This is a genomic window from Nocardia sp. NPDC059764, from assembly GCF_042732555.1.
Lineage (GTDB): Bacteria > Actinomycetota > Actinomycetes > Mycobacteriales > Mycobacteriaceae > Nocardia.
In genome coordinates this window covers 23,127-43,945 of sequence record NZ_JBHWHH010000020.1, presented here as the reverse complement: position 1 = coordinate 43,945, position 20,819 = coordinate 23,127, and the positions used below count along the sequence as shown (strand labels likewise).

At 68.7% G+C, this 20,819-nt stretch carries 21 protein-coding genes; 14 read left to right on the top strand and 7 right to left on the bottom strand.

From position 1 onward, the window contains the following. Nucleotides 1–19 precede the first annotated feature (19 nt). Complete coding sequence (locus ACFV4K_RS06815; protein ID WP_379272678.1) at nucleotides 20–2,056, top strand: MDR family MFS transporter; 2,037 nt, start codon at nucleotides 20–22, stop codon at nucleotides 2,054–2,056. 5 nt (nucleotides 2,057–2,061) lie between these two features. Here ACFV4K_RS06815 and ACFV4K_RS06810 read toward each other — a convergent pair whose 3' ends face one another. The 3 genes from ACFV4K_RS06810 to ACFV4K_RS06800 form a co-directional block, all read right to left on the bottom strand. Further along, nucleotides 2,062–3,267: an FAD-dependent oxidoreductase gene (locus ACFV4K_RS06810; protein WP_379272676.1), complete on the bottom strand. Its 1,206-nt coding sequence runs from the start codon at nucleotides 3,265–3,267 to the stop codon at nucleotides 2,062–2,064. A 185-nt stretch (nucleotides 3,268–3,452) separates the two neighbouring features. Beyond that, entirely contained in the window at nucleotides 3,453–4,121 is a 669-nt protein-coding gene (locus ACFV4K_RS06805; RefSeq protein ID WP_379272675.1) for a PadR family transcriptional regulator, read from the bottom strand. Between the two features lie 58 nt (nucleotides 4,122–4,179). Further along, nucleotides 4,180–4,977, bottom strand: coding sequence for a helix-turn-helix domain-containing protein (locus tag ACFV4K_RS06800; RefSeq protein ID WP_379272673.1), 798 nt, complete (start codon nucleotides 4,975–4,977; stop codon nucleotides 4,180–4,182). 154 nt (nucleotides 4,978–5,131) lie between these two features. Here ACFV4K_RS06800 and ACFV4K_RS06795 point away from each other — a divergent pair, with 154 nt between their 5' ends. The 3 genes from ACFV4K_RS06795 (at nucleotide 5,132) to ACFV4K_RS06785 (ending at nucleotide 7,314) form a co-directional block, all read left to right on the top strand. Continuing rightward, nucleotides 5,132–6,154, top strand: a complete 1,023-nt coding sequence (locus ACFV4K_RS06795; protein WP_379272671.1) for an NAD(P)-dependent alcohol dehydrogenase — start codon at nucleotides 5,132–5,134, stop codon at nucleotides 6,152–6,154. Between the two features lie 153 nt (nucleotides 6,155–6,307). Next, nucleotides 6,308–6,847 carry a hypothetical protein gene (locus tag ACFV4K_RS06790; RefSeq protein ID WP_379272669.1) on the top strand — a complete coding sequence of 180 codons (540 nt, stop codon included), beginning with the start codon at nucleotides 6,308–6,310 and terminating at the stop codon, nucleotides 6,845–6,847. A 32-nt stretch (nucleotides 6,848–6,879) separates the two neighbouring features. Beyond that, entirely contained in the window at nucleotides 6,880–7,314 is a 435-nt protein-coding gene (locus tag ACFV4K_RS06785) for a hypothetical protein (RefSeq protein ID WP_379272667.1), read from the top strand. Between the two features lie 21 nt (nucleotides 7,315–7,335). On the opposite strand, the gene ACFV4K_RS06780 is transcribed toward ACFV4K_RS06785, so the two are convergent. Further along, nucleotides 7,336–8,067, bottom strand: a complete 732-nt coding sequence (locus tag ACFV4K_RS06780) for a VIT family protein (RefSeq protein WP_379272708.1) — start codon at nucleotides 8,065–8,067, stop codon at nucleotides 7,336–7,338. 115 nt (nucleotides 8,068–8,182) lie between these two features. Between ACFV4K_RS06780 and ACFV4K_RS06775 the strand changes: the two genes are divergently transcribed. Continuing rightward, nucleotides 8,183–9,271 (top strand): calcium:proton antiporter, encoded by a 1,089-nt coding sequence (locus ACFV4K_RS06775; RefSeq protein WP_379272665.1) that lies wholly within the window; start codon nucleotides 8,183–8,185, stop codon nucleotides 9,269–9,271. A gap of 26 nt (nucleotides 9,272–9,297) precedes the next feature. Here the strand turns inward: ACFV4K_RS06775 and ACFV4K_RS06770 are convergent, their stop codons facing one another. Further along, on the bottom strand, nucleotides 9,298–9,513 hold the full coding sequence (locus ACFV4K_RS06770) for a nuclear transport factor 2 family protein (RefSeq protein ID WP_357095817.1): 216 nt from the start codon (nucleotides 9,511–9,513) through the stop codon (nucleotides 9,298–9,300). 400 nt (nucleotides 9,514–9,913) lie between these two features. Here ACFV4K_RS06770 and ACFV4K_RS06765 point away from each other — a divergent pair, with 400 nt between their 5' ends. From ACFV4K_RS06765 to ACFV4K_RS06725, 9 genes are read left to right on the top strand one after another with little or no spacing between them, the layout of a single operon-like run. After that, nucleotides 9,914–10,750 carry an ABC transporter permease gene (locus ACFV4K_RS06765; RefSeq protein WP_379272663.1) on the top strand — a complete coding sequence of 279 codons (837 nt, stop codon included), beginning with the start codon at nucleotides 9,914–9,916 and terminating at the stop codon, nucleotides 10,748–10,750. Beyond that, complete coding sequence (locus ACFV4K_RS06760; protein ID WP_379272661.1) at nucleotides 10,750–11,613, top strand: ABC transporter permease; 864 nt, start codon at nucleotides 10,750–10,752, stop codon at nucleotides 11,611–11,613. The genes ACFV4K_RS06765 and ACFV4K_RS06760 overlap by 1 nt, the downstream gene beginning before the upstream one ends. A gap of 3 nt (nucleotides 11,614–11,616) precedes the next feature. Next, nucleotides 11,617–12,639 carry an MlaD family protein gene (locus ACFV4K_RS06755; RefSeq protein WP_379272659.1) on the top strand — a complete coding sequence of 341 codons (1,023 nt, stop codon included), beginning with the start codon at nucleotides 11,617–11,619 and terminating at the stop codon, nucleotides 12,637–12,639. Then, the gene (locus tag ACFV4K_RS06750) at nucleotides 12,636–13,634 is read left to right on the top strand and encodes an MlaD family protein (RefSeq protein WP_379272657.1); all 999 of its coding nucleotides are present in this window, start codon (nucleotides 12,636–12,638) and stop codon (nucleotides 13,632–13,634) included. Before ACFV4K_RS06755 ends, ACFV4K_RS06750 begins: the two co-directional genes overlap by 4 nt. Continuing rightward, entirely contained in the window at nucleotides 13,622–14,665 is a 1,044-nt protein-coding gene (locus ACFV4K_RS06745; protein ID WP_379272656.1) for an MlaD family protein, read from the top strand. Before ACFV4K_RS06750 ends, ACFV4K_RS06745 begins: the two co-directional genes overlap by 13 nt. Further along, complete coding sequence (locus ACFV4K_RS06740; protein WP_379272654.1) at nucleotides 14,665–15,747, top strand: MlaD family protein; 1,083 nt, start codon at nucleotides 14,665–14,667, stop codon at nucleotides 15,745–15,747. The genes ACFV4K_RS06745 and ACFV4K_RS06740 overlap by 1 nt, the downstream gene beginning before the upstream one ends. Further along, on the top strand, nucleotides 15,744–16,877 hold the full coding sequence (locus ACFV4K_RS06735) for an MlaD family protein (RefSeq protein WP_379272652.1): 1,134 nt from the start codon (nucleotides 15,744–15,746) through the stop codon (nucleotides 16,875–16,877). The genes ACFV4K_RS06740 and ACFV4K_RS06735 overlap by 4 nt, the downstream gene beginning before the upstream one ends. Beyond that, the gene (locus ACFV4K_RS06730) at nucleotides 16,874–17,830 is read left to right on the top strand and encodes an MlaD family protein (RefSeq protein WP_379272650.1); all 957 of its coding nucleotides are present in this window, start codon (nucleotides 16,874–16,876) and stop codon (nucleotides 17,828–17,830) included. The genes ACFV4K_RS06735 and ACFV4K_RS06730 overlap by 4 nt, the downstream gene beginning before the upstream one ends. Before the next feature lie 25 nt (nucleotides 17,831–17,855). Further along, nucleotides 17,856–18,443 carry a hypothetical protein gene (locus ACFV4K_RS06725; RefSeq protein ID WP_379272648.1) on the top strand — a complete coding sequence of 196 codons (588 nt, stop codon included), beginning with the start codon at nucleotides 17,856–17,858 and terminating at the stop codon, nucleotides 18,441–18,443. 19 nt (nucleotides 18,444–18,462) lie between these two features. Here the strand turns inward: ACFV4K_RS06725 and ACFV4K_RS06720 are convergent, their stop codons facing one another. Both ACFV4K_RS06720 and ACFV4K_RS06715 read right to left on the bottom strand, forming a co-directional pair. Further along, nucleotides 18,463–20,055 carry a GMC oxidoreductase gene (locus tag ACFV4K_RS06720; protein ID WP_379272647.1) on the bottom strand — a complete coding sequence of 531 codons (1,593 nt, stop codon included), beginning with the start codon at nucleotides 20,053–20,055 and terminating at the stop codon, nucleotides 18,463–18,465. Between the two features lie 105 nt (nucleotides 20,056–20,160). After that, nucleotides 20,161–20,706: a YdcF family protein gene (locus ACFV4K_RS06715; protein WP_379272645.1), complete on the bottom strand. Its 546-nt coding sequence runs from the start codon at nucleotides 20,704–20,706 to the stop codon at nucleotides 20,161–20,163. Between the last annotated feature and the right edge of the window lie 113 nt (nucleotides 20,707–20,819).

Genomic DNA, 20,819 nt, shown 5'->3' with positions numbered 1-20,819 from the left:
AGCGCCACATACTGGGCCGATGACCGGTGCCAGCGTCACCGCCGCCAAGCCCGTCCCGCAGCCGCTGAGCCGCGGCCGAAGGAACGTCGTCTTCGGAACCGTCGCGCTCGGCATGCTCATGGCCGCGCTGGACTCCACGATCGTCTCCACCGCGCTGCCCACCATCGTGGCGGATCTCGGCGGGGCCGGGCACATGGCCTGGGTGGTCACCTCCTACCTGGTGGCCGAGGCCATCGCCACCGCCCTGTCCGGCAAGTTCGGTGACCTGTTCGGCCGCAAACTCGTCTTCCAGATCAGCGGGGCCGTGTTCATCGTCGGCTCGATGATCGCCGGGCTCGCACACGACATGACACTGCTCATCGCGGCCCGCGCCATTCAGGGCCTGGGCGCGGGCGGGCTCATGGTCACCTCCATGGCGCTCATCGCCGACGTCATCCCGCTGCGCGAACGCGGCAAGTACCAGGGCGCGCTCGGCGCGGTGTTCGGCATCACCACCGTCCTCGGACCCACCCTGGGCGGACTGTTCACCGACCACCTGAGCTGGCGGTGGTGCTTCTACGTGAACGTCCCGCTCGCCGTCGTCATGATCGCGGCCGCGGCGCGCACCATCCCTGTGACCCGGGCCGTGGTGAAACCGATCGTGGACTACCTGGGCATCGCGCTGGTCGCGGTCGGCGTCACCTGCCTGATCCTCGGATTGGAATGGGGCGGACAGGAATACGCGTGGACCTCGCCCACCATCATCGGCCTGTTCGCGGCGGCCGCGGCGTTGCTGGCCACCTTCGTGGCCGCGGAGTTCCGGGCTCGCGAACCCATGCTGCCCATGCACCTGTTCCGCAGCAATGTTTTCACCGTCTGCTCGATCCTGAGCTTCATCGTCGGCTTCGCGCTACTGGGGGCCATGACCTACCTGCCCGCGTATCTGCAGTACGTGGAAGGCGTGTCGGCCACCGCGTCCGGGCTGCGCACCCTGCCGCTGGTGGTCGGGTTGTTCTTCACCTCCATCCTGTCCGGCAATATCGTCGGGAAGACGGGGCACTACAAGGCGTTTCCGATCATCGGGTGCGCGGTGATGGCGGTGGGTCTCTACCTCATGTCGACCATGGGGCCGGGCACCAGCACCTGGTTGATGTCGCTGTACATGCTGATCCTGGGCCTGGGCGTCGGTCTGGCCATGCAGGTGCTGACCATCGCCGTGCAGAACAGCGTCCCGTACTCGGATCTGGGGACCGCCACCTCCGGGGTGACCTTCTTCCGGACCATCGGCAGCGCTTTCGGGACCACCGTGTTCGGCACGCTGTACTCGAATCGGCTGCGGCCGAATCTGGAAGCGGCGCTGATCGAATCGCGGGTGCCGCCGCAGGTCGCGCAGAATCCGGCGCTGCTGCGGGAGCTGCCGTCAGAGCAGGCCGCGCCGATCGTTCACGCCTACGCCGACTCCATCGACTTCGTGTTCCGCTGGGTGGTGCCGGTGGCGGTGCTCGGCTTCGTCGTGGCGTTTTTCCTGAAGCAGGTCACGCTGCGGGACAGCGCTCGCGCGGAGGCCACCGACGTGGGGGAGCAGTTCTCCATGCCGGACTCGGGCGACCGGCTGGTGCAGCTGGAGCGGTGCGTGGCGGGAGTGCTGCGCAAGCTGCGGGAGAACACGGTGCCGGATCCGGGAATCCTTGCGGCGGCGGGCAGTTCGCTCGGGCGCGACGAGGCGTGGGCATTGGGTCAGGTGCGCATGTACAACCGGTTGCGCGGCGCCGCCACCCTCGAGGACATCGCCCGAACCCATTGGATCCCTGCGGAATTGATCGATCCGGTGTACGTGAAAGCGGAGCGGGAGGGGTTGTTGCGCCGCGACGGCGGCGAACTCGTCCTCACCGCCAAGGGCGAGCAGGAGGTCGACCGGGTGCGGGGTGCGTGGAAGCGCTGGCTCGAAAGTCAGCTCACCGATTGGGATTCCGCCGATCCGAGGGATCGAGCGCTGCTGGATCAGGCGATCGACAATATCGCCACCAAACTGCTGGACGAGGCCGACCGGCCCGACGTGCTGCCGGTCGGCCACTAGTCCGATCAGGCGTTGACGGCGGCGGGCCGCACGGTGGCGTCCCAGTCGATCCGGAACCGCTGCTCGCCGCCGAGCATCTTCTCCGGATTCATCCGCTTGAACATGATCGGCATCATCAACCGCATGGCCATCCGGGCGACCGGTCCGGCCGCCTTGGTCTGGTTCATCCGCGCCACCCGGGCCGCGACCCCCTCCACCCGCGGCCGCCGCAGCGCCTCGTAGGTGGCGAAAGCCATTGCCGGATCGTCGATGTCGCGCAGGCAGCGGGCCAGCTCGATGCCGCTCTCGATGGCCAGTGACGCCCCCTGACCGGAGGTGTTGCTGGGCGCGTGGATGGCGTCGCCGGTGAGCACCATGCGCCCCCGGTGCCAGTGCGGCACCGGCGGCATGATCTGCAGCGCGCCGATCACCTGCAGCTGGGCGGCGGTGGTGGCCTCGGCCAGCTGCCGGCCGGGCAGGTCATCGGCATAGGTCTCGCGCAGGGTGCGCAGCCACTGCTCGGAGGAGACGGCGCGGGCCTCGGTGAGCGAGTAGTGCTGCTCGGCAGGGAGATTCGCGCCCCACGCGACCCGGCCGTCGGGCATGGCCCAGTACAGGTAGTAGGCCCGCTTCCCGAAGGCGAAGGTCATGGTCTCCGGCTCCAGGTCGAGGGGTACCTCGGTGTACGCGCCGAAGCCGAGCATGCGCAGGTAGGTGGGTCCGGGCGCGTTCGGGTCGACCAGGGTGCGCACGGTGGAGCGGATGCCGTCCGCGCCGATCAGCACATCCGCGGTGGCGCTGCTGCCGTCGGCGAAGAGGGCGGTGACGCCGCGCGTGTGCTCCTCCACCTCGACCAGCCGCTTGTCGTATTCGAAGCGCACTCCGGACGCGACGGCGGTGTCGTGCAGGATTTCGTGCAGATCGGAGCGGTCGACCACGCGCAGCGGCTCGATGTCGACCAGTCCGGGCAGCGGGAACTGCTTGCTGTTGACCGACATCGTGGAGCGGCTGACGGGTACGGCCTTGGCGCGCACCGGATCTCCGGCCCCGACCAGATCGAGGGCGGCGACGCCATTGGGCGCGAGGGCGAGGTTCGCGCCGACCCCGTAGGCGGGGCCCGGGTAGGCCTCGAAGACGGTGGCGTCGATACCGGCCCGGCGCAGGGCGGTGGCGGTGACGGGGCCGGAGATGCCGCCGCCGATGATGATCGCGGAACGAGTGGATTTTGACATGGGTCTCTCCCGAGAAGTGTTCGAAGGCTTGCCGAAAACCCCGAACCGTCCCGCGCGTGGAGAACCCAGTTATCCTGTAGTTGCCAAACTCGGTGCCGGGTTCGCCTGCACGGACGCGGTTCGAGACGGTGTGTTCCGGGCTTCGGCGGCGGTGTTGCAGCACCCTCGCCGGGGCCCGGTTCCGTTCATGAGTCGTGCTGAGTGTGCGGTGTGTTCGGGCCCCCTTCCACAGCCAGCTCTGCCAGGTCGGGGGGTATGACGCCGTCGCGATGCCAGGCCCGCCAGCCCTCGGTGTCCGGGAAGCTGCCGTCGGCGAGCGCGTCGCGCAGGCCGCGGGCCCAGTCGGCCTCGGCCGTCAGCATGGTCAGCTCGTAATCTTCTTCGACCAGGAACAGGCGCGGCAGTGAGCCTTCCACGGCGGCCAGTTGGGCGCGGGTGTCGGCGATGATGCTGTCCAGCTTGGTGATTCGCCGGGTGAGCAGGTCGACGACTTCGTCCGGGGGCAGCACCGAGAGCACGGAGAGCCCGGCCATGAAGCGGCGCTTCTCGGGTTCCGGTTCGGCGATGAGCTCGCGGGTCCAGTCCAGCAGTTCGGCGCGGCCCGCGTCGGTGATGCGGTAGATGGTGCGTTCGGGGCGCGCGCCGTCGCGTTCGCTGCCGGTGATCTCCAGGAAGCCGTGCTTGGTGAGGTTGTCCACGACGGTATAGAGCGAGCCCCATTTGATGCCCATGTCGTTGTCCTTGCCCCAGGACCGCAACCTCGCGGCGATCTCGTACCGGTGCATGGGCTGGAGCACGACGGCGGACAGCACCGCCAGCCCCATCAGATTGGCGACCTTGCGCTTGCGGGCCATGGGGCACCTCCTTACTCGTCTACGAATATACGTCTACGAGTAAAGAGGTCGCAAGCACTTACTCGGCGGCGAAGCGCGCCCGCAGCAGATCGGAGGTGGCCTGGTCGGCGGGCAGGAACGCCTCCAGGTGCAGCTCCGACAGGGTGATGTCGGTGGCCGTCGCGAACGAGGTGAGGGTGGTGATGAGCCGCAGCTCACCGGCGTCGGAGCGGAGTCGCAGCGGCACCGCGAAACCCAGATGCCCGGGCCCGGGATCCACCGGCGGCAGATAGCCCTCGAGCTCCGCGATGAGCGCGTCCAGCGCCGGATCGGGGCTGCGGCCCGCCCGATTGCGCAGGCTGTCGGTGATATGGCGGCCCCACTCCGGCAGGTTCACCACCCGCCGCGCCAGCCCGTCCGGATGCAGGGCCAGGCGCAGCACATTGACCGGCGACTCCAGCAGCTCCGGCGCGCAGCCCTCGGTCAGCAGCTCGAAGGCCGGATTCGCCGCCACCAGCACCCCGAACGGGCGGGTCACCACCGCCGGATACGGCAGGTGTCCCTGCAGGATGGTGTCGAGCGCGTACCGGACCGCGCCGAGTTCCGGTGCGTCCAACGATGATTCGGGAAACACCGGGGCGTACCCGGCCGCCAGCAGCATCGCGTTGCGTTCGCGCAGGGACAGCCCGAGCACCTCGGCCAGCCGCACCACCATGGTCCGCCCGGGATGCGAGCGGCCCTGTTCCAGGAAGCTCAGATACCGCTGGCTGGTCTCGGCCGCGATGGCGAGATCGAGCTGGCTGAGCCGTCGCCGGGTGCGCCAGCCGCGCAGTTCCTGGGCGAAGGGTGTCGTCGTCGCCACGGCCATGGTCGTCATACCTCCACTGTGCGGATGGGGATGCGGTCGCGCGATTCCCTCCAGGGAATGACGTGGACGGCCATCCGATCATTCCCTGCGGGGAATCGCGTGGATTCGCCGGACCGCACAGACTCGCTTCTCGACAACCGGACTCGAACCCACGGAGAAGAACATGAACGGCATTGCCTACCAACTGGAATCGCAGCGCGGCCTCGCCGGGCTGACCACCCGTGTGCAGGAGATCCCGGTGCCGGGCCCGCGCCAGGTCGTGGTGCGGGTGCACGCCACCGCCCTCAACCGCCGCGACATCATGCTGCTGGAGGGCAGCTATGTGCTGCCCGCCCGTCCCGGCGTCGTGCCGCTGGTCGACGGCGTCGGTGACGTGATCGCGAAGGGCGATCAGGTGACCCGAGCCGCGATCGGCGACCGGGTGGCCGGCACCTACTTCGTCTGCTGGAACGACGGCCCGCAGTTGCAGGCGGCGTCCGCCCAGCAGTACGGCGCGAACCACGACGGCTGGCTCGCCACCTACATACTGCTGGAGGAGGATTCGGTGGTCCACGTGCCCGCGCATCTCACCGATGCCGAGGCGGCGTCGCTGACCTGCGCGGGGCTGGTCGCCTGGGCCGCGCTGACCAAGCCGATCCCGGCGGGGCCGGGGGAGACCGTGCTGACCACCGGCTCCGGCACAGTGGCGCTGGCGGCGGTGCAGCACGCCAAAATGCTGGGGGCGCGGGTCATTTCGATCACGTCCTCGGCCGAGAAGGCGGAGCGGTTGCGGAAACTGGGCGCCGACGAGGTGATCGATCGGGTTCAGGTGCCGGAGTGGGAGCGGGCGGTGCTCGAACTCACCGGCGGCGAGGGCGTCCAGCACGCGGTGGAGGCCGTCGGCATGCCCACGCTGCCGAAATCCGTTGCCTCCGCGGCGTACAACGCGCAGGTGACCTTGATCGGGGCGTTCCCACCGGCGCCGGGACAGCCGCAGCCGCCCAGCCTGTTCGGGGGCAAGTTCGTGTCGATCCGCCGCATCGCGGTGGGCAGCCGGGCGGATTTCGAGGCGATGAACGCCGCGCTGGCCGAGCACGAGGTCCGGCCGGTGATCGACCGGGTGTACCCGTTCGAGGAGTCGGTCGAGGCGTACCGCTACTTCATGGAGGGTGACCCGTTCGGCAAGGTGGTGATCGCCATGGAGTGACCGCTATCTGTTGGCAATCAGTTGGAAAAGATACCCACCTGGAACGATTTCCTTATCAAGTGGAAGGTTCTGCAATTCGGCAAATCTGTGTAGCGTGCTCGAAGGAGTGGCTTTTCGGATCACGGCTATCGCTTCGACCGAAGGAGTTCCCGGGTGACGGTGGGTGCGGTGCACGAGAGACCCGAGGAGGCGGACGAAGCGTCCGCCTCAGGCACCCCGGGTCTGAGCGCACCGGGGGCGATGTCGCCGAAGATGCTCGCCGGACTCGTGGTGTTGTCGCTGAGCATGGTGATCGCGCTGATCGGCGGCGCCCTGCGGGAGGGCTGGAACAGCCGCGGCGGACCCGAAGCCCCGGCCGGCCCGGCGCCCACCACCTCGCAGCAGCCGGTCGACGCCACCACATCACCGGTCCCGGCCCCCGCCTCGGCCCCGCCGCCCGGCCCCACCCCGGCCCCCGGTCCTGCCGCGCCGCCGCCTCCACCGCCCGCCCCGGTGGCGCAGAATCCCGCTCCCGCACCGCAAACCGAGCATTACGTCCCGCCGCCGCCCCCGGTCGAGGTCGCGCCGGCTCCGGCGCCCGCCCCGGAACCCGCGCCCGCCCCGGCTCCGCCGCCTCCGCCGCCCGCACTGCCCGACATTCTCGCCCCGATCCTGCCGTTCCTGGTGCCCCCGCCCCCGCCGCCCGCGCCCTAGCCGCGCGACGCGGAATCCGAAGGAGGACAGCCATGCTCGGAACCGCCGACGAAATCCGGCGCGACACCGGTGATCTCGATCCGCGTCGCCTGGGGCAGGTCCTGCTCGCGGCCGTGCTGATGACGGCGGGTGTCGGGGTGGGCGTGCTGATCACGTCCTCGGCGGAGAGTCCGGTCGCCGACACCTCGGTGGTGAATGTGCCGCGGCTGCGCCACGATCCGCACGCTCCGGCCCAGCATCCGCCGACTATCGCTCCGGCGGTTCAGGTTCCGTTCGCGCCGGGCGTGAATCCCGCGGCGCCGAATCCGGTGCCGCCCGTCCCACTTCCGGCCCCGGCGGCCGTGCGTCCGGCCCCGCTGCCGCCCGGGCCGCCGCGTCCGGTGGACGTGCCGGTGGTCATCGTCGGCGAGGCCGGTCCGGTGCAGCTGCCTCCGCCGCCCGTCGAACCGGGGCCACCCGCGGAGTGACCCGAATCTCCGGTCGGCCCACTAGATTCCGGCGACGCCCGCGAGCTGTCCGATTCCGTAGGTGACGGCCATGGCGATCGCGCCGCCCAGCACCACGCGCAGCACCGCGCGGCGCGGGTTGGCGCCGCCCATTCGGGCGCTGACCGATCCGGTGATGGCCAGCGCCACCAGCACCGCGGCGAAACAGACGGGGATGCGCCACTGGACCGGCGGCACCAGGATGGCGATCAGCGGCAGCAGCGCGCCGATGGTGAAGGAGACGGCCGAGGAAAACGCGGCGTGCCACGGATTGGTGAGTTCGTGTGGGTTCAAACCCAATTCGGCCTCGGCGTGCGCGGCGAAGGCATCGTGCGCGGTGAGTTCCGCGGCCACCTGGCGCGCGGTTTCCTCGCTCAGACCCTTGGCTCGGTAGATGCCGGTGAGTTCGGTCAGTTCGTACTCGGGTTCTTCGGCCAGTTCGCGTTTCTCCTTGGACAGCAGGGCGCGTTCGGTGTCGCGCTGGGTGCTGACCGAGACGTATTCGCCGACCGCCATGGAGATCGCGCCCGCGGCGAGTCCGGCGACGCCCGCGGTGAGAATGGCGTCGGAGTCGGTGGAGGCGGCCGCGACGCCGACCACCAGACCGGCGGTCGAGACGATGCCGTCATTGGCGCCGAGCACGCCCGCGCGCAGCCAGTTCAGTTTGGCCGAGAGACCGGTGTCGTGCGGCTCGTGCGGGTGCGGCGTAGTGGTGTCGGCGGTTCCGGCTCCGATGTCGTCCACCTCATCAGCGTAATTCATGGTTCACGACTCATGCGGGAGCGCGATCGGGCGAGGCATGGCTCCCACTTCCGGGGGAAGCGGACGGTTTGCTGGAACTATGGGGGCCATGGTGGGTTTCTGCAAGCGGTATTGGTCGGTCATCCTTCCGCTGGCGGCGGCACTGATATTGACGGTGACCTGGGGCCGGGAGCTGAACTCCACGCTGGCGGTTCTGGTCGGGGTCTGGCTGATCGGCGCGGTGCTGTCCTCGGTGCATCACGCGGAGACGGTGGCGCACCGGGTGGGGGAGCCGTTCGGGTCACTGATCCTGGCGGTCGCGGTGACCGTCATCGAGGTCGGCCTCATCGTCACGCTCATGGTGTCCAGCGGTGAGAAGGCCGCCTCGCTGGCCCGCGACACCGTCTTCGCTGCCGTGATGATCACGTGCAATGGCATTTTCGGGCTGTCCCTGCTGGTAGGAGCCTTGCGGCGGCGGGTGGCCGTCTTCAATGCCGAGGGCACGGGCGGGGCGCTGGCCACGGTCGCGACACTGGCCACGCTGAGTCTGGTGCTGCCGACCTTCACCACCAGTGAGCCGGGTCCGGTCTTCTCGGCCTCGCAGCTGATCTTCGCCGCGGTGGCCTCGCTGGTGCTCTACGGAGTGTTCGTGATGGTGCAGACGGTCCGGCACCCGGACGACTTCCTGCCCGTCGAGGGTTCGGCCGCGGCGGGCGAGGACGAGCACGACGAACCGCCGACCCGTCGGGAGTCGCTGCGCAGCCTGGGTTTGCTGCTGGTTGCCCTGATCGGAGTGGTCGGTTTGGCGAAGGTGGAATCGCCCAATATCGAACACGGGATCGCGGCCCTCGGGCTGCCGCCGTCCGCGGTCGGTGTGGTGATCGCGATGCTGGTCCTGCTGCCCGAGACCATCGCGGCCGTGCGGACCGCGCGCCGGGACCGGGTGCAGATCTCGCTGAATCTGGCGCTGGGTTCGGCCATGGCGAGTATCGGCCTGACCATCCCCGCCATCGCGCTGGCCTCGATCTGGATCTCGGGCCCGCTCATGCTCGGCCTGGGCGCGACCCAGATGGTGCTGCTGGCCCTGACCGTGGTGGTCGGCGCGCTGACCGTGGTGCCCGGTCGCGCGACCCTGCTCCAGGGTTGTGTGCACCTGGTGTTGTTCTCCGCCTTCGTCTTTCTCGCGGTCAGCCCGTAGGCGGGGTCACGAGGTCCGGAGACGGGTCACGAGGTCCAGCGGTAGATCTGGCCGTCGCGTAGTTCGACGGACGTCGCCGGCGCGGTGGCGTGGTGCCGGGACAGCAGTGCCATCACCCGGGTGCGCCCGCGCGTGGTGACGCCGTCCTCGGTCCAGTGCACGTAGGGGTGCACCAGTTTCGCGAATTCCGCCCAGTCGCCGGCCTCGATCGTGCGCAGGACCGCCGACACCGTGTTGTCCACACGCGACAGTGAACACGCAGTGTCCGGGTTGCGCGCGGGTTCGCCGGGAAATCGAGGGTTGCTGAGGGATCACCCGATGCGGCTTCGGGTATGGCCGAGGGCTTCGAAACCCTCTTTCGGGTGGTCCGCTCGGAGGGTGCCGCGGATCATGGTTATAGCCGTTCCGCTCTGATAACACGTTCTAGAATCCCAGGTCACATGGGTCTTCGTCCCGCTGACCGGGACCGACGAGCCTGGTACCCATCGGTAACTTGGAGGCTCCGGTCACACTCGAGTCCGATTTGTTGTAACTCCGGGTAACCATTAGCTTTGATGGCAGGCAGTGTTGCCGATCACGGAGAAGAAATTTGAAGCTCGTCACCCCGCGTCGGTTCCGGCGTCTCGAAGAAGTAGTCCCACGATGACCCGGGCCGTCCAGAGCCGGTCCGCCGTGCGCATCGTGCGGGACAACTTCTCCAGCACCTCGGTGGCGTCGCTGCGCACCTTCGGCCGCGCGGTCGGCATCGCCGAGGAGGCGGTGGTCGGGACCTTCACCGATATCGCGCGTCGCCAGTTCCAGTGGAAAGAGGCGATCCTGCAGGCGTGGCGGCTGATCACGGTCACCGCGATCCCGGCCATCCTCATCGCGATTCCGTTCGGCGTCATCGTCTCGGTCCAGGTGGGCAATCTGATCCACACGCTGGGCGCGGATTCGCTGCTCGGCGCGACCGGCGGTCTGGGCGTCATCAAGCAGGGCGCGCCGCTGGCCACCGGCTTCCTGCTGGGCGGCGCGGGCGCGGCGGCGCTGGCCGCGGATCTGGGCGCGCGCACCATCCGCGAGGAGATCGACGCGCTGAACACCATGGGCATCAGCCCGATTCACCGCCTGGTGATCCCGCGGCTGGTGGCGATGGTCTTCGTGGCGCCGCTGCTGAACGTGCTCATCATCTTCGTCGGCGTGCTCGCCGGGTACGGCGTCGCCATCGGCGGGCAGGGCGTGACGCCGGGCTCGTACTGGTCCACCTTCGGGTCCTTCACCACCACCGCCGATGTGTGGGTGTCGCTGTCGAAGGCCGTCGTCTTCGGATTCCTCGTGGTGATCATCGCCTGCCAGCGCGGGCTCGAGGCGAAGGGCGGCCCGCGGGGTGTCGCCGACGCCGTGAACGCCGCGGTGGTGCTGTCGGTGGTGTCGATCGTGACGGTCAATCTGGTCGCCACCCAGATCACCGATCTGTTCCTGCCGACCAGGCTGGCCTGATGTCGGCCACCTACGTGCCCAAGGGGCTGGGCCCGTTCGCGCGCGCCTATCGCAAGCGGGGCCTGATCCTGCGCCGGGTGGAGAACCTCGGTTTCACGCTGGCCTTCGTCTGGCAGGTGCTGTCGTCGATTCCGTTGACGCTGAAGCGGTATCGCGCGGAGACCATGCGCGCCATCAGCGATATGACCTGGGGCCGCGGCTCGGTCATCGTGGGCGGCGGCACGGTTCCGATGATGATCGTGCTGGGTCTGGTCATGGGCGCGTCGGTGGCGGTGGAGTCCTTCACCACGCTCGACATGCTGGGCATGGGCCCGGTGTCGGGTCTGGTGTCGGCGTACGCCACCACGCGTGAGCTGGCTCCGATCGTGGCGGCCATCGGTTTCGCGGCGCAGGCGGGCTGCCGCATGACCGCGGAGATCGGTTCCATGCGCATCTCCGAGGAGATCGATGCCATCGAATCCCTCGGTCTGCGTTCGGTTCCCTTCGTGGTGACCACTCGCGTGCTGGCGGGCGCGGTGGCCATCGTGCCGACCTTCCTGATCGCGCTGATCCTGTCCTATGCGGCCTGCCGCGGGCTGATCACGCTGGTGCACGGGGCCTCGGCCGGTGTGTACGACCACTATTTCTTCCAGTTCGTCTCCGGCTTCGACGTGATCGCGGCGGTGGTGAAGGTGGCCGTGTTCGCGGTGGTGGTGATCCTGATCCACTGCTACTTCGGCTTCTTCGCGACCGGTGGTCCGGAGGGCGTGGGCATCGCCTCGGGTAAGGCGGTCCGCGCGTCGTCGGTGGCCATCGTGGCCATGGACATGGTGATGTCGCTGGCCCTGTGGGGCTTCAACTCGGCGATTACGTTCACGGGGTAGGGGATGCCGAATTACGGAATGCCGGGTGTGGCCGTCGATCGCAAGCGCGCGATGACGGTCGGCACGGTGGCGCTGGCGCTGGTGGTGACGGTGGTCGCCGGATGGGCGCTGTACCGGTCACAGCAGGACGAGCCGGGGATGCCGATCTCGTTGCGCACCGAGCAGATCGGTGACGGCGTGCTGGTCGGCACGGATGTGCGCGCCGATGGCGTGGTGGTCGGCAAGGTCACCGAGATCGCGCCGGACGAGCACGGTACCCAGCAGATCTCGCTGCGCCTGGACGATTCGAGGCTGTTCGGCCTCGACGACAGCCTGCGGGTGGATTACGCGCCCGCCAACCTGTTCGGCATCAGCGAGATCGAATTGCGCCGGGGCGCGGGCGGTTCCCCGCTGCGGCCGGGCACGGTGCTGGACTTCACCGGCCGCCGCGCGAGCGAGGTCTACGACGCCACCATGGGCTCGATCCTGCGCAGCGCCGCACAGGTGGGCGGTTCGGTGCTGACGCCGCAGATGGCCTCGGTCATCGCGCAGGCCGCGGCCGACACCCAGGCGTTCACGCCGCTGGCGCAGGCGCTGATCACCGCGCAGCGCACCATCACCGACAACCAGAAGATGCCGATGTCGCAGCTGTTCGGCGAGCTCGGCCCGGCCTTCGACGGCGGCGGCCAGTTCGCGGGCGCGACGGTGCAGGTGGTGGATCTGATCCGCAGCATGCAGCGTCTGCAGACCGACCGCGCCACCTATGACAAGGGCGTCGCGACCGTCACCGGTCAGCTGCTGCCCGCCTTGGCGGTCACGTTCTCGCAGGCCGGAACTCAGCTCTCCGGCAGCACCGACATGCTGGTGCCGGTGCTGACCGCGCTCGCGCAGATGGTGCCGCAGCAGTCCTCGGCCGAATTGCGCCTGCTGCTGGAGCGGCTGCGCGCCGCCATGCCCGACAACGGGCAGGGGCCGGTGCTGAACGTGCAGGTCGAATTGAAGGGCATGCCCGGTATCGCGGTGCCGCTGCTGGGAGGTGCGCGATGAATGTGAAGCAGGCGGGCTGGCGGCTGGCCCTGTTCGCGGGCGTGATCGGGGTGGTGCTCCTGTTGGTGCTCACCGCGATTCAGCGTCCGGTGTCCGGGCGGACCGAGACCCACGACGCTATCTTCACCGATGCCAACGGCCTCGAGGTCGGCGATGACGTGCGCATGTTCGGTGTGCAGGTCGGCAAGGTGAAGCAGATCGGCCTGGAGGGTTCGAAGGCGCGGGTGCAAGTATCGGTCAAGACCGATTCGCCGGTGTACGACAACTCGAAACTGGCTATCCGCTACCAGAATCTGACCGGGCAGCGGTACATCGACCTGCAGCAGCAGCCGCAGCCGGGCACTCGCATCGCCGCGGGCGCGCGCATCGGCGAGGACCACACGGTGCCGTCGTTCGATGTGACGCAGCTGTTCAACGGCCTGAAGCCGGTGTTGCAGACCATCTCTCCGGAGGCGATCAACCAGTTCAGCGCGAGCATGGTGGCGTTGATCGAGGGCGACGGCGGCGGGCTGGGCCCGGCCATGGACGCGATCGGGAAACTGGCGTCGTACGTGGACAACCGGCAGCAGGTGATCTCGACGCTGATCCGCAATATGTCGGACCTGTCGGACCGGCTCGGCGGGCGCGTGCACTACCTGGTGCCGCTGCTGAAGCAGCTCTCCGATATCTTCGAGGCATTGCAGCAGAACATCGGCGGGCTGGCGCAATTCGCGGTGACCGCGCCGTCGGTGCTGCGGCCGATCGACAACCTGCTGCGCACGCTGGGGATCAACAGCGGCTCCGACGTGGACGCGCTGATCCGGCAGATCTTCCCCGACGCCAAGGAGGCGGTGGCGGTCCTCGGCCGCCTGCCCGCCGTGCTGAGCGCCGCCGACGCGGCCCTCCCCGCCAGCCCGAGCGGCTGGAAGCCGGTGTGCAGCAAGGGAACCGCGGAACTGCCGGCGGTGGTCAAGGTGCTCGTGTCGGGACAGCAGGTGGCGATATGCAACGGATGAGATTGCCGCGCGCTCTTCAGGGAATCAGCTGGAAGCGTGACGACCGCGTCGTCGATGACGCGACCAAGCAGAAGCGGCATCTGCGGCAGGGCATCATCGGCGCGATCGTGGTCGTGCTCGGCCTGACCGCCGCCGGCGCGCTGTACGTGATCCCGTTCGGCAAACACACCTACACCGCGGAACTGTCCGAGGCGCAGTCGGTGCAGGCGGGCGACGACGTGCGCGTGGCCGGTATCTCGGTCGGCGAGGTCAAGTCCCTGGAACTGAAGCCGGACAAGGTCGTCATGCGCTTCACGGTGAAATCCGATGTGTTCCTGGGGGATCAGACCTCCCTCGACATCCGCATGCTCACCATCGTCGGCGGCCACTACGTGGCGGTGTTCCCGGCGGGCAGCAAGCCGCTCGGTTCGGCGGCCATTCCCGCGGACCGGGTGCGCCTGCCGTACAGCCTGATCGAGACCTTCCAGGACGCGGCCACCCCGCTGGCCAAGATCGACGGCTCCACGCTGAACCAGAACCTGGCGGCCTTGGGCAATTCGATCGACGGTGCGCCCAACACCCTGCGCACCACGCTGCGCACGGTCGGCACCTACGTGGACGCGCTGGAGAAGCAGCGCGGCCAGGTGTCGAACGCGGTGTCGGTGGCCGACGAGTACGTGCGCATGTACGACGGCGCGAAGCAGGACCTGGGCCGACTGATGGACAATGCCAACCTGCTGGTCACCGTGCTCGACGACAAGCATTCGGAGATGGCGGAGGCGATCCGCCTGCTCAGTGACGTGCTCGGCCGCCTCGGCGGCTTGCAGCCGACCTGGTCGGATCTGAAGCCGCAGCTGACCGATGCCATCACCCGGCTCGAGCAGCTCGGCCAGAAGTTCGCGCCGATGCTCAACGCCGCGCAGGACTTGCAGAAGAAGCTGTCGGACTTGGTGATTCCGGACGGCGGCATCACCGTCGACCACTCGCGGCAGACGGTGACTCTCCCCACGCAGCCGCAGGTGTGCGTTCCGGTGCCCGGGAAGGACTGCTGATGTTCAAGCGGATGCTCGGCTCGCAGGCGTTCATGTCGGTCGCGGGCGCGATGGTCGTGGTGCTGCTGGCTGTGGTCGGCTACTTCGTCTGGTTCGACCCGATGAAGAAGACGGTGGCCTACTGCGCCGTCATGCCCGACGCGGTCGGCCTGTACGCGGGCAACAAGGTGACCATGCGCGGAATCCCGGTCGGCACGGTCGATTCCGTCGACTCCGACGGCACCAAGGTGAAGGTGAAGTTCTCCGTCGACGCGAGGTACCCGGTGTACGCCGATGCCGCGGCCACCACGGTCTCGGATTCCATTGTGGCCGACCGCAATCTGGCGGTGCTCAATGGCGGCAAGAACCTGGCGCACTGGGATTCTTCGAAGTGCATCACCAAATCCTTGACGCCCAAGAGCATTACGGAGACCCTGACCGCGCTGGCCGACCTGTCCTCGCAGTTGCAGCAGGCGCAGGCCCCGGACGCGCTGGCGCACGGCCTGTCCGGGCTGGACGCGGCCACTCAGGGCGCGGGACCCCAGATCAACGAGATCGTCAAGAAGCTGGGTTCGGCGCTGGCGCAACCGGATGCCGACATCGGCCATCTGGCGGGCATCTTCGACGCCTTCGCCTCGGTGGGCGAGAAGGTCGAGCAGCACTGGGGTGATCTGCGCTCCATGCTGCTGCGCCTGGGCCCGGCGCTGAACAATGCGAGCACCGAATTGCTCGGTCCCGGTGCGCAGCTCATCGATCGACTGGGTGAGCTGCTGCCCATGCTGAACGACCTGGCCACCATTGCCGGTGACCCGATCATGCGCGCCCTCGACGACACGCTGCCGCTGGCGCGCCTGCTGCGCGCCAATGTCGGCTCGCTCTCGGAGGTGGTGCGCAAGATGCCGGTGCTGACCAATGCCGCCCAGAACGTGATGGGCAACGGCGTCACCTACGGTTCGCCGCGGGCGGCGCTCCCGGCCCCCCAGTCCGAGCAGGTCTGCGCCGCCCTCAACGCGGTCACCCCCGGCAGCTGCACCGACGCCGCCAACGGCATGGTCAATGTCCCGCTGGTGCCCCTGGTGCTCGGAATGGCAGGTGCGCGATGAGAATCGGACGCTGGAACTTCCAGCTCGACACCGCGGCCGCCGGTCGCCTCGGGACCGTGGTGGGGACGGCCCCGGCACGGCGTCGGTTCGAGCGCGTCGGCGCGGCCGTCCTGGCGGCGGGGCTGCTGGCCGGGGTGGGCGGCTGCGCCTTCGACCCGGCGGCGGTGCCGGTGCCGGGGACCGGCGTCTCGGGTTCGACCTATCGCGTCCACATCGAGTTCGGCAATGTCCTGAACCTGCCCGCCAAGGCGAAGGTCATCGCCAATGGCGCGCAGGTCGGCACGGTCGACGGTGTGCGCGTGGTGGATTCGGCGCACGCGGGCGGGCGCGGCGGCTACGTCGTGGTCGACGCCGAGATCTCCTCGAAGGTCCAGTTGCCGACGACCACGGTGGCCGAGCTGCGGCAGAACACCGTGCTCGGCGACATCCACCTGGCCCTGAGCACGCCGCCGGACGGCTTCGGCGCGCTGCTGAAGGACGGCGGCACCATCACCCAGGACCACACCCGGCCGCCGGTGCAGCTCGAGGACACCATGGCCGCGCTGGCCGCCTTCACCCAGGGCGGGGCGGTGAACCAGTTGCAGGACATCATCGATCACTTCAATGCCGTGCTGCCGCAGGATCCGAACGAGACCAAGCGGATCGCGCAGAACGCCGCCGGCAACGCGGTGGATCTGGCCGCGAACCTGGATCAGGTCGACAAGCTGCTCAACGGTCTGGGCGTCAACGCCCAGGTGCTGCACGATCGCGCCGACTTCCTGGACCACCAGCTGAGCCAGGAGTCGGTGGACGCCATGACCGGTGTCACCAACTCCATCAAGGGCGTCACCCAGATCTTCGCGGTGCTCGGGCAACTCGGGCAGTCGCTGGTGTGGCTGGCCCCGCTGGCCACCGCGCTGGATCCGGTGACGCGGTCCTTCGCGCCGCTGGCGCTGTCGGGCAAGCCGCTGGATCTGTCGGTGCCCTCGAACCTGTCGCTGCTGGTATCGCTGTTGCGCGACAAGCTGATTCCCTTCGTCGAGAACGGCCCGAAGGTGAATGTGACCGGCGTCCACGCGGATTCGGTGTCCCGCGACGATCAGGTCACCACCATGCTGGCCGGGCTGCGCATGATCGGAGCGGTGCGATGAAGTGGGGTTCGGTGGCGTCGCTGGGCGGCATCGCGGTGGTCACCGTGGTGGGCGCGAGCTATCTGACCTTCGGGGTGGTGCGGGCGGATCCGTTCGCGCACCACACCGACGCGTCGCTGGTGATGGCGAATTCCGGTGGCCTGAGCGTGGGTTCGCCGATCCTGCTCACCGGCATGCGGGTCGGGAAGATCACCTCGGTGGACTCCACCGCGCGCGGCGTGGAGGTGGGTTTCCGCATCGACGGCGACCGGAGACTGCCGACCGACTCCGACATCACCATCGAGCAGCTCTCCGCGCTGGGCGAGCCGTTCGTGGAGTTCCGGCCCCGCACCGCGGGCGGCCCGTATATCGAGGACGGCCAGCGGCTCGACGCCGCGGCGGTGAAGTCGCCGTTGTCGATTCCCGAGGTGTCGCGACTGGTCAACAAGGTCATGAACCAGCTCGATCCCACGGTGGCCGCCTCGCTGGCGAGCACGCTGAGCGCGGCCTTCCACGACACCGATTCGGCCATGCCGAATCTGACCCGCGCGGGCGACCTGCTGGCCGCGGCCATTCTGAGCCGCGAGCCCAAAATTGCCCAGCTACTCAACAGCTTCCAGGTTGCGGCCTCGAATATGGAAGGCATGGGTGCGGCGACCGCGGCTGCCGCACCGGCATTCGTGCAGTTCGAGCAGTCGCTCGAGCAGCTCATCAATGCGGTCGGTGGACTCGTCGAGCGTGCCCCCGGTCCCCAGGCATATGTGGATGGCAACGGACTGGCACCCTTCCTGGCCGGGCTGACCGAATGGTTGCGGCAGGCCGGGCCCGAATTGAAGACCCTCGCACCCCAATTGCAGCCGCTCGCCGACGCGGCGCGCACGGCGGGGCCGCAAATCAATATCAGCAGCTTGATCTCGCAGGCGCTCGCGTCCACCGGTGACGGTGCCGTGCGTGTGCAGGTCGAGGTGAAGTAGCAGTTCCAGCAAGGAGAAGACCCCCATGTCCCAGGACGCCGATACGAAGACTCCGGTCGAGCCGGACACCACGCCTGTGGCGCCGGCCGCCGGTAAGACGGTGTCGCTGAAGGTCTCGACGCTGGTGACCGCGGTCGCGGCGGCGGTGCTGATCGCCGCCCTGGTGACCGTCACGGTGCTGTGGCAGTCCGCCCGCGGCGACGTGCGCTCGCACGACACCCGCGCGGCCGACGACCAGCACGCCGCGGCAGTCGCCTCCGAGTACGCCATGGGCGCGGCCAACCTCAACTACGCCGACTTCAATGCCTGGACCGCGCGGCTCAAGGCCAACACCACCCCGGCGCTGGCGGGCAAGTTCGACGCCACCTCCTCCAAGCTGCAGGAGATCCTGGTCCCGCTGAAGTGGACCTCGAGCCCGACCCTGCTGAGCTCGCAGGTGATCAACCGCGACAACGGCCTGTACAAGGTCAACGTCTATCTGAACGTGAACTCCACCAACGCCCAGAACCCCGACGGCGTGCTGACCACCGTGTACTACACGGTTGCCGTCGACCCGAGCGACTGGAAGGTCACCGAGGTCGGCGGCATCGATCTGCCGCTGCCCAAGCAGTAGCCGTCCGCCGCGCGAGCGGTCACGCGGTCCGGCGTAGCTCGTCCGCCAGCCGGACCGCCAGCGCCACGATGGTCAGCGTCGGATTGGCGTGGCCGTTGGTCGGGAACACCGAACTGCCGGCGATGTACAGGTTCTCCATGCCGTGCACCCGGCAGTCGCCGTCCACTACGCCGGTGCGCGGGTCGGCGGACATACGGGTGGCGCCGGTCGGGTGCGCCCAGTCGGTGAGCCGGGCCGGGAGCGGACTGGCCTCGCGCACCCATTCGTCCAGCGCGGGCGGGGTGTAGCCGAGCCGGGCGAACTCCCCGGCCACCAGGGCGGCGGCGCGGCGCACGGTGACGTCCTCCTGGGCGCTGGTCTTCCAGTCGATGCGCGGATGCGGCAGCCCGAGCGCATCGACGGTGTCGCTCAGGCTGATCCGGCTGTCCGGGTCGGGCCGCTGCTCGACCATGCAGCGCAGCTCCACCTGTTCGAGCTTGTGCGGCAGGCCGGTGTGGTCGATCAGCCGGCGTTTGGCCCCCGACAGCAGCAGGCCGGGATTGCTGGCGACGGTGCGCGCGTCGTGCAGGTTCATGTGGCCGCGCAGCAGGTTCTTCACCGACTCCCAGGGGTCGTCCTCGGCGGGCACCTCCTGAATCCACAAGGCGCAGTTGAGGAGTCCCTCGTCGGCCTGGATCTCGGGGGAGAGCGCCAGCCCGTGCAGGAACGTGTTTTTGCCGCCGCGCGTTTTCACGACGTATTTGCCGAACCGATCCCGCGCGGCCGCCGAGGTGTGCGGGTCGAGCATGCCGACCACGCCGCAGCGATGGTCCAGCAGGTACCGCCCGACGACATCGTGTCGATTACCGATTCCGTTGGGGACGACGCGATTCGAGGCGAGCAGCAGACGCGCGTTCTCGATTCCGCCGGTGGCGAGCACGATGCGGGTGGCGTGCACACTGCGTTCGTGCCCGGCCGAATCCGCGACGCGCAATCCCAGTACTCGCGTGCCCTCGGGATCGGTATCGATATGGGTCACCGTGGCATTCAACAGAATTCGACTATTGCTCGCGGTGATCTCCGCGGCGTGCGGCCCGAATCGCTTGGAGTCGAACGGATCCGCGGGGTCCTTGCTGATCTGCCAGAAGTAGGGCCGCAGCCAGCGCCGGTCCACCTCCTGGTGCGGCGGATGCCGATCGGCGAGTTCCCAGAACCGGTCGCCGGTGAAGCCGGCCCCGGAGCCCAGGCCCAGATGCGCGGCCGCCCGGTCCAGATACGGTTCCACCTCGGACAATCCGATCGGCCAGCCGGAGAACGGGACCCAGGGCCGGGCCGCGAAATCGAGGTCGTCGAGTGGAGCGCAGCGTCCGCTCCAGGTGTGTGAACTGCCGCCGAGAATGCGATTGCGCGCATTCCGATACGGCTGGGCCCGCGCCGCTCCGACATTCTCCATGTCATTGAGCGCATCGCGTTCGGGGGTGAGTTCGAGGCCGCCGCTTTCGAGTACCAGGACCCGCAGCGAACTTCCCGCGAGTTCGGCGGCCAGAGTCAGACCGGCTGGTCCGGAGCCGATGATGCACAGGTCGGCCGCCAGCTCGCTGTCCCGTACGGCACTGAGGTCGTCGATATGCACCGGAAATCCTCCCGCACCCGCATCCACCCCCGAGAGGACGCGCTTCCCTTTGCCCGGACCTCATCGTAACCGCTCAATTGCGTGGCCGGGGCGCATCTTTCGGGGTCAGCATCCGCGCTGCAGAAATGCGCGCACATAACCGGCGGACTGCCGTACATACATCCACGACCAGAACAACAGACCCGAATCGCTCGGGCTGGCAACCATGGTGATCTGTCCGGAAAAGCACTTTTCGACGATGTAGCGCGCCCGCGACACGTGCGGGGTGTAGGTCACCACGATGATGTGCTGCCAGCGCCCCGCCTGGGCGCGCCGCCGGATCTCGCGCGCCTCGCCCTGGGTGGTCCACGGGTCCGGCACGAAGCACGACACCCGGAAGGTGAATCCGCCGTCGCAGTAGCGGTCCATCACCGTGTCGTTCTGTCCGGTGGACCGCGAGATCAGCAGTTCCGGCGCGTACCCCTGCCGCGCGAGTTCCAGCCCCAGGTCGTAGCGCGCGTACGCGGTCCCGCCCAGCACCACGATGGCGTCGGCCGGACGCAGCGGATCGACCTGCGGGTGCACGAACACCGGCAGTCCCGCGAACGCGAGACCGGTGATCAGCGCCGCCACCAGGGCGACGGACAGGGCGACCCTCCGGAGACCAGTCACGCCCTCGACGGTACCGATCGCCGGCCTCCCCGCCCGGAACGCCCCGATCGTGCAGACTGGGGGCAGTCACGTGAACGGATCACCCAGGCACACAACGTGTGTCATCCGCGAAC

Bases quoted from the DNA above. Each gene is read 5' to 3' on its own strand.
- ACFV4K_RS06815 (WP_379272678.1), top strand. From the start codon at position 20: ATGACCGGTGCCAGCGTCACCGCCGCCAAGCCCGTCCCGCAGCCGCTG.
- ACFV4K_RS06810 (WP_379272676.1), bottom strand. From the start codon at position 3,267: ATGTCAAAATCCACTCGTTCCGCGATCATCATCGGCGGCGGCATCTCC.
- ACFV4K_RS06805 (WP_379272675.1), bottom strand. From the start codon at position 4,121: ATGGCCCGCAAGCGCAAGGTCGCCAATCTGATGGGGCTGGCGGTGCTG.
- ACFV4K_RS06800 (WP_379272673.1), bottom strand. From the start codon at position 4,977: ATGACGACCATGGCCGTGGCGACGACGACACCCTTCGCCCAGGAACTG.
- ACFV4K_RS06795 (WP_379272671.1), top strand. From the start codon at position 5,132: ATGAACGGCATTGCCTACCAACTGGAATCGCAGCGCGGCCTCGCCGGG.
- ACFV4K_RS06785 (WP_379272667.1), top strand. From the start codon at position 6,880: ATGCTCGGAACCGCCGACGAAATCCGGCGCGACACCGGTGATCTCGAT.
- ACFV4K_RS06775 (WP_379272665.1), top strand. From the start codon at position 8,183: ATGGTGGGTTTCTGCAAGCGGTATTGGTCGGTCATCCTTCCGCTGGCG.
- ACFV4K_RS06765 (WP_379272663.1), top strand. From the start codon at position 9,914: ATGACCCGGGCCGTCCAGAGCCGGTCCGCCGTGCGCATCGTGCGGGAC.
- ACFV4K_RS06760 (WP_379272661.1), top strand. From the start codon at position 10,750: ATGTCGGCCACCTACGTGCCCAAGGGGCTGGGCCCGTTCGCGCGCGCC.
- ACFV4K_RS06755 (WP_379272659.1), top strand. From the start codon at position 11,617: ATGCCGAATTACGGAATGCCGGGTGTGGCCGTCGATCGCAAGCGCGCG.
- ACFV4K_RS06750 (WP_379272657.1), top strand. From the start codon at position 12,636: ATGAATGTGAAGCAGGCGGGCTGGCGGCTGGCCCTGTTCGCGGGCGTG.
- ACFV4K_RS06745 (WP_379272656.1), top strand. From the start codon at position 13,622: ATGCAACGGATGAGATTGCCGCGCGCTCTTCAGGGAATCAGCTGGAAG.
- ACFV4K_RS06740 (WP_379272654.1), top strand. From the start codon at position 14,665: ATGTTCAAGCGGATGCTCGGCTCGCAGGCGTTCATGTCGGTCGCGGGC.
- ACFV4K_RS06735 (WP_379272652.1), top strand. From the start codon at position 15,744: ATGAGAATCGGACGCTGGAACTTCCAGCTCGACACCGCGGCCGCCGGT.
- ACFV4K_RS06730 (WP_379272650.1), top strand. From the start codon at position 16,874: ATGAAGTGGGGTTCGGTGGCGTCGCTGGGCGGCATCGCGGTGGTCACC.
- ACFV4K_RS06725 (WP_379272648.1), top strand. From the start codon at position 17,856: ATGTCCCAGGACGCCGATACGAAGACTCCGGTCGAGCCGGACACCACG.